The sequence below is a fragment of the Candidatus Hydrogenedentota bacterium genome, assembly GCA_019695095.1.
Classification (GTDB): domain Bacteria; phylum Hydrogenedentota; class Hydrogenedentia; order Hydrogenedentales; family SLHB01; genus JAIBAQ01.
In genome coordinates this window covers 104,181-111,476 of the sequence record JAIBAQ010000001.1, presented here as the reverse complement: position 1 = coordinate 111,476, position 7,296 = coordinate 104,181, and the positions used below count along the sequence as shown (strand labels likewise).

Below are 7,296 nucleotides of genomic sequence, written 5' to 3'. Positions count from 1 at the left end.
CTGTGCTTGGGGATGCGCGCGAGCGCTGCATCGAATTCGGTCCACGCGATGTCACCGGCGCGGTTGCCTTGCGCATCCACGGGCATGGCGGGAAGTGGCGGCCCGTAAATGACGGACACGCCGTGATCGAGCATGTCTTGCACGGCGCTGCCGGAGTATTGCGGCGCGTTGAAGCTACTCCAATTGATCTTCGCGTACACGGTGTCCGGAAGCGCGACCGGCCACACTTCAATTCGGATGGGGACAGTTCGGATAGCTGCTGGATTGGTCAGGCTTGCTAGATGAAGCGTCGCTTCGTGCGTGCCGGGGGGCAATCCGTGCGTGTCAATCTGAATCCAGAGTTGACGCGCCTCGCTGGGAGGCAGCGTTAACGTCTGCGCGTCATTCAGAAGCGGCAACGCATCCATGACGCTGGCTACCGTGGTTGCCGGCACTTGAATGCCTTCGCGCAACGTGAGCTTCGCGGCGATTTCCGGCGCAGCGGGAGCTTGTTGTGCGCCGGTAGGTTGCGGTGCGAACGTACACCGTACGTGCATCGGTGCGGACGTGAGATTGAGTATGTTCAGCGCGACATCTTCGAATTCGTTTCCATACGCTTGCACGGTCATGAGCGCGCCGGCGGCAAGCGACGCGGGAACGGCGGACGCATCGAACGCATCCCAGGGATTGGTGTCTTGCCAGCACGCGAAGGTGGCTGCATCTCCCGTGCGCCAGGCCGCATCGAGCGCGCCGACGAGTGCCTTGAGGCGATGGGCGCTTGCACGAAGTTGTGTGGCCTTTTCCGCAATCAGCGAGGGCTGTGCGCCGCCGATAGCGAGTTGCTTGACGGTATCCTGCATCGCCTTGAGCGCCGCAATCTGGTTGCGTAACGGCGACGTGTCGATGTGCGCGGCCTCACCCGACCGAAGCGCGCCTTCCGCTGCCTGCCACACTTCGGAGAACGCGCATTCCTCGGGCGGTTCTGGCGATGCGTCGCGTATGGCCACGAATACGGGTTTCAGTTGGCCGGGGACGTGCAGGCGCGCGACGACGCTGGCAGAACCCTTTTCAGAGAATGGCCAATGCAGATCCACATTGGTTGCCCCGGCGGGCAAGTCGACTATGCGGGTTTCGTCTGGCCCATTGGAGTAGATTGCGAGAAATTCGAGGTAAGCATTTTCCGGAACCGGCTCAGACCAAGTGAACGCCCATGTATTTTCGCCCCACATGACAGGACCCGCATCAATTTTAACGGTGCCTTGAGGGTGCATGTCGGTAAGTTTCTCGGGTGTGCCCAACGGCACGTTGCAGTTCGCGGTCATTGCGGAAGAGCCGCGCAGTGAAGGCCACGCGATGCGTCCCGTGGCGCCCCACGTCAGGCAATGCAGCTTGTTTGGATTCTCAGCGGCAACTACGACATCCAGTTTGCCGTCTCCGTTCAAATCGCCGATGGCGGGCGTGGCATTGGCAGCTCCACCCAGCGGAATCTTGCCGTCTATGGTGCCGTCTTGCCCGACCACGAAGACATTGGCTCCAGAACCATTCTCCGCGCCGCGCATGCCCGCGACGATTTCGAGGTAGGTATCGCCATCAATATCGGCAACCGCGGGAGCCCAGAAGAGGCCTCGGCCGCCCAACTCCACACGCCAGGCTTCTTCCCCGTTCGGTGCGGTCTTATACAGCCAATTCCCTTTGTCGCCATGCAGGACATCCAATTTCCCATCGCTGTCGAAGTCCACAGGGACGATCGAGAAGTAACTTTGTTGAACGTCGCGCGTGCGCCACTTGAATTGGCCGGTCGCGCCGTCGATTGCCATGAGCGCGGTCGCATTGCCGACGTTGCTGCGCGTGATCAGGATTTCCGCTTTGCCGTCCGCATCAAGATCGGCGATGACGGGACCCGAACGGCCGTAGGGAGCATGCTCGTGGTATCGCCATTGCGCGTGGCCCCAAGCGTCGAGGCAATAAACGTTGCCGTTATCGGTCCCAAAGACAATCTCCGGTGCGCCGTCGGCCTCGACGTCGCCGACCGCAATGCCACCCACGCGGAACCGGTCGCCAGTGAAACGCCAGATGGTCTCGCCCGTTGACGAGCAGCAAGTGAGCCAACCGTCGTCGAATCCGTAGAGGATCTCCTTGCCCTTCGAAGGCATGAGGTCGGCAGCAACAATAACTTTGAAGCCTCCGGCAGGCGTGACGCCGGGAATTGTCCAAAGGGTTTGACCGTTTGCGTCGAGACAAACCAGTGTGCCGTCCGCTAGCGCGACGAGAATCTCAGGGGCTCCGTTTTCATCGAGATCGGCAACAGTGGCAGGAGTGGCAAGGGACTGGGGCTGCTTGACGGACCACACAACCGATCCCGCGCCGTCAATTCGAATGACATTGAAGCCTGCGGTGACCACCACGCCTGTGGGAGCGGCTGCGTCGGGGAATAGGGTGGGCGAACCCGCGGACGCATCCAGATCCAAAGTCCATTGCGTCACCGCGTCTTGTCCCCACACTACCGTGGAAAGCAGAAAGGACATAGCCAAGCAAAGACGTTTCATCGGGAAGCATCCTCTGTGACGCACGCGTGCCGGAAGACCCTGCGGGAGCTCTGAGGAATTAGGCAAAAGCCGCATGCACATCTTGGGTTCCTTGAGTCAGCCGTATTCGGATCCATCGACGGCGAAACATGCGTTTGCAGGGCCATGAGAGCGCCTGCCCGAACACCAGTCTCCAGCGTCGAAGCTATCCAAGCGATAGTAAACAAGGACCAACATGGGATCAATGTTTCTCGCATTGTTGTGAAGTGAGTGAAGGCTTCGACAATCGACACCGTGAACGCTACACTGAAGGCAGTGCCGTCACTTGGGAGTGGCGCTCGTGCCGTACGCTTCGGAGGGGGGGCCATGCGACTAATGTCTGGTCTTGCAGTCATGCTTTGCGCATCCGTGTGCGCGTGCGCGGAAGACGCTGTCCGGCACACGGTTTGGTCTGGTTTCAATGCCTGGCTTACGCAAGGGGGAAATGGATTCAGTGTGCCCGCCACAAACACCACGGACTGGAAAGGTTTTGTGGCCGAGGGAAAGCAAATCCGCGGAGAGAATGAAGGCGATTCCTTTGCCTACACCTTCGATCGCGCAGGGACTCTCTATTTCGGAGTGATTCTCAGTGACGACCCCGATGGAGTCGAGCGGCTATCCGCGGCCTTGAATGGAAAGACGCTGGGGGTTATCACTGCCGATCGTTCGGGAGGCATTGCGCTCTGCAGTTTTCCGGGGCCTATTGAAGTGAAGTCGGGAGACCGCTTGACCTTTACCTGCGAGACGTTCGTGGGATACTACCGAATCTCCAAGTTGGTCTTTTCGAAGCGCCCACTAGTGCCGCCGCCGCCGGAATTCGACTACATCGAAGCTCGCAGTGCCGAGCCGGGTTCCGTTAGCGTCTTCTGGACGACGAACATTGCCACGCCCACCGGAAGAGTCGAATACGGCGCCGACGGTTTCACTTCATCGACGCAGTCTGATGCGACCCTTGCGCGAAACCATCGCGTTCTAATCAGCAATCTCGATGCGGATGTGCAGTATCAAGCGCGCATCGTAACGAAGACCGTTGACGGCGTTGAAGCGTCGTCGAAACCGTTCACGATGCGGGGCAGCCCCGCCGTGCCGCCTGTTACGAAGCCGCTGACGCTTCCGTTGATGGTAGGCGAGCCGACGAAAGCTCCGCGAAGAGGCTGGTCGGCGACAGTCGGCATGCCGTTCGCGAAAGGCTCCCTTCGCGACACCCAGGACCTTCGTCTATTTGACGCGCAGGGCAATCCAGTGTCGTTGCAGGCGGACTGCACCTGCCGCTGGCCCGATAATAGCGTGAAGTGGGCAACTCTGACCTTCTTGGCCGACTCTGCGTTGGGCGATTCGACGCCTACCTATCGCTTGGAAGCTCGACTTGAATGGCCCGATGCCCAAGAAATCTCCGAGCCACTTGTACACATTGCCGAGTCGCAGGAGGGCTGGACTCTGACTGCGGACCGCCTCGCGATGGTACTGCACCGGAACGCACCGGTCAGCATCGAAATCAGGGACATCGACTTGGACGGCGATGGCAAGATTGGCGACTCCGAACGAAATGTCTTCTCTTCCAAGGGCACATCCTTAGAAGTCACAACAGACAGCGGAAGGACCGTGACGTGCGGTGCCGTGAGCGAATTCTCCGTAGAGGAGAACGGCTCTTGTCGCGCGGTCTTCTGTTGGTCTGGCGCTTTGGAGGATTCTCCGTGGAGCTACACGATTCGTGCCACGGTGTGGCGTGGACAAACGAACGTCAAGTACGACGTCTCTATCGTGAACAACAGCGTTGATGAGCCGGTCTTCAAAGCCTTGAAGTCGGTATCGTTTTGCCTGTCGGCCGATGAAGGTGATGTGACCGGGTCCGTTGAGGGCCGCCCGATGAGCGCACTATCCGCAGACAAATCCGTGCGCGTTGTCCAGGATCGTGACTACCAGTTTTCTGTAGTTGAAGGTGGGCAGGTCACAACGGGCGAGCGAGCCATAGGTGTCGCAGCATTGGCTGGAGCGCGCACGCAGACGATGCTTTTCCTGTGCGATTTTCGCGAAATGTATCCGAGTGCGCTGGAAGCGACCGTTGACGGAATGCGGGCCGGTTTGATGCCCGAACTGAAGCCGGATACGTATAGCGACGATGAGAGCAAGAAGCGTTTCTCGGTCTGCTATCCCTGGTTTAAGGACGGAGACTACTTGATTCGCTCCGGGCAAATGAACCGGCGCACCCTTTATGTGGCATACGGTGCTTCCGATTCCCATCCTGATGCGGCGCAGTACGCCGCGTGGTTCAACGCGCCGCTTTTTCCGATGGCACCGCCGGAGTATCTATGCGGCACCGGCGTGCTTGGATGCCCCATTTACGCGCGCACTTCCGGCGTGTGGGACGCGTACGAGACGCAATTCGAGCAGGGATTCGCTTTGTTGAATGCCGACCGCGAGAAGACGCATTACTACGGTTGGATGAACTACGGCGATTGGTACGGGGAGCGAGGCAGTAACGCGGGCAACAACGAATACGATCTTGCATGGGCCATGGCCGTGCAATGGATGCGCACGGGCGACCGCCGTTATTTTGAGCGCGGACTTCAAATGGCCCGTCACTATGCGACCGTGGACACGCTTCATGGCACGCCCGCAGCGGAGAAGATCCCATGTTTGGTCTGGCAACATTCGTTCAATCACGTTGGTTCGTGTCAGACACCGCAAGAACTCTTCATGGACGAAAAAGTGTCAGAAGCCGCTACGACCAGCATGGCAGGCTATTTTCAAGGCAAATCCGATCCACAGGGCCACGTTTACGAAGAAGGACTATGGCTCTACGGTCAGTTGACGGGCGACGCGTTTCTGCGCAAGACGGCGGATCGAGTCTGCGATGGTCTTGCCCAATCGCTTACATCGGATTTCGATTTCAGCATCGAACGAGGCGGCGGTTGGCCGCTCATCAACATGACCGCGGCCTGCGAGTTCTCGAGCAATCCCTATTACCTTAACGCGGCTCGCATAATGGTGCAGCGCTGCCTGGAACGGCATGACCCGGTCACCGGCGCGTGGTCGCACACGCCACCGTTGAGTGAAACCAACGGAAAACCGGTCATCGGAGGAAAACCGTTTGCGGCAGGTATCCTCACATACGGGCTGCTGCACTACCTGGAAGTGGAACCGCTGGACCGCCCCGACGTTCGTAAGATGTTGGTGCGATCGGTCGATTGGCTGAAGGACGAAGCATGGATTAAGGACAAAGGTTTCGTCTATATCACGAACGCACCGGAGATCAGAGATTCGCCATCGCTCGGTTACGTCTGCGCGTTAAATGCCGATGCGGTCGCTTTCGCATACGAGGAAACGAAGGACTCCAAGTATCTCGAATTCTGGAAGGAAATGATGGCGAACCACTTCGAAAGACCGAGTGGAGGAATGGGAAAATCATTCTCCCAGAACTTCCGGCAGACGGTGTTTGGGCTGGCGCGCCTTCGCGTTTTGGGAGTTACTCAGTAACCGCTACACATAAAGTCGCGGGCGCGTGGTGTGTCCATGAGGAAGACCACACCGTTCTGCTACAATCCAGTTCTTGGGATCGAGTCGCTCATGGTGCGCGTCGGCGCATGTGTTACGGCTCGGTAAATACGCATCGGGACAACACGACGTTGTTGAGATGAAGCGCCTCTTTCGGTATATAGCCCGCTTGGTGCAGGGTACTGCCGCGTTCAAAAGCGCGGGCAGAGTGTTGCGATACGTCAATTGGCCTCGAGTATTTGTGGGCTATCCCGGCTATCGCGAGCGTATGGTGCGGTCTTTGGTGGCGGCTGCGGCCATTCACGCGGTGCTTGCCTTGGTCGTGCTCGCCATGCCGCGCACGCCATTTGTGCTTGCGTCGACCCCCAGCAGGTTGCCGTTCGTAGTCAATTTGCAGCCGGACGCCGAACCTTCGTTGTTCCCGCCGCCTGCGCCCCCGCCCCCGCCCCAGCCGGAACCGTTGCAGTATGTCGACACGGTTGCGCCGGCCGATGCGCCGGTGAATCCGGAGACGGATCTCATCGCCATACAAGCCTCCAAGGCGCGCGACACGTCGGACTCGAATGGCGAGGGTGCCGCCCCGCAAGTGGATGTGATTGGACAGTCGGACGAACTCCGGGGCGCAACACAGACTCCAATGCCTCCGCCTCCGCCGCCGCAAGCGCCCACTCAACCCGAGGCAAAACCTGAAGCGCCTCCTGCGCCTGATCCGGCCCAGGCGGACGCCGCTCCGAAGGCGCCAGTGCAACAGGCTTTGCCCACCGAAGCCGCGCAGGAAGCGCAAGCGGGGCCTACTCCCGAGCAAGCATCGACAGCCGTTGAAGCACAAGGCGAGGCCATGAAACTGGCCAAAGCGATTGAGCCCACGTTGCCCAATTTGTCGCCGGGCAAGACACAAGGACGTGTGGACGGTGGCGTTAAGAGCAAAGGATTCGTCAGTTTCGAGGCCATGGAGAGCGAGATTGCGCCGTATCTGAAGCTCGTACGCGATCGCGTGGAGAAACGATGGCGCGGGCTGATGCAGGTGCGCTATTCGGGCGCTTCGGAGACGAAAGCGGTGATGGATTGCACGATTTCTCCTGACGGGCGCGTTGTGTCGGTGGAGATTGTCGAACCTGGCTCGTCGGCAACCTATGCGGCATTGTGTAAAGAAGCAATCGAACGTTCGGGGCCGTTCCCGGCGTTTCCGTTCAAAGTGCCGGAAATGTACCGCAACGAGAACCTGGAGATCCGCTGGACGTTCAGTTTTCTATAGACC

General features: G+C 59.3%; 3 protein-coding genes. 2 read left to right on the top strand and 1 reads right to left on the bottom strand.

The annotated features are described in order from the left end of the window. The coding region (locus tag K1Y02_00420; GenBank protein MBX7254791.1) for an FG-GAP-like repeat-containing protein at window positions 1-2,525 on the bottom strand (2,525 nt) is incomplete at its 3' end. 345 nt (window positions 2,526-2,870) lie between these two features. Here K1Y02_00420 and K1Y02_00415 point away from each other — a divergent pair. Together K1Y02_00415 and K1Y02_00410 are read left to right on the top strand one after the other, a co-directional pair. Further along, complete coding sequence (locus K1Y02_00415; protein ID MBX7254790.1) at window positions 2,871-6,020, top strand: fibronectin type III domain-containing protein; 3,150 nt, start codon at window positions 2,871-2,873, stop codon at window positions 6,018-6,020. 157 nt (window positions 6,021-6,177) lie between these two features. After that, window positions 6,178-7,293: a TonB C-terminal domain-containing protein gene (locus K1Y02_00410; protein MBX7254789.1), complete on the top strand. Its 1,116-nt coding sequence runs from the start codon at window positions 6,178-6,180 to the stop codon at window positions 7,291-7,293. The last annotated feature ends 3 nt before the right edge of the window (window positions 7,294-7,296 follow it).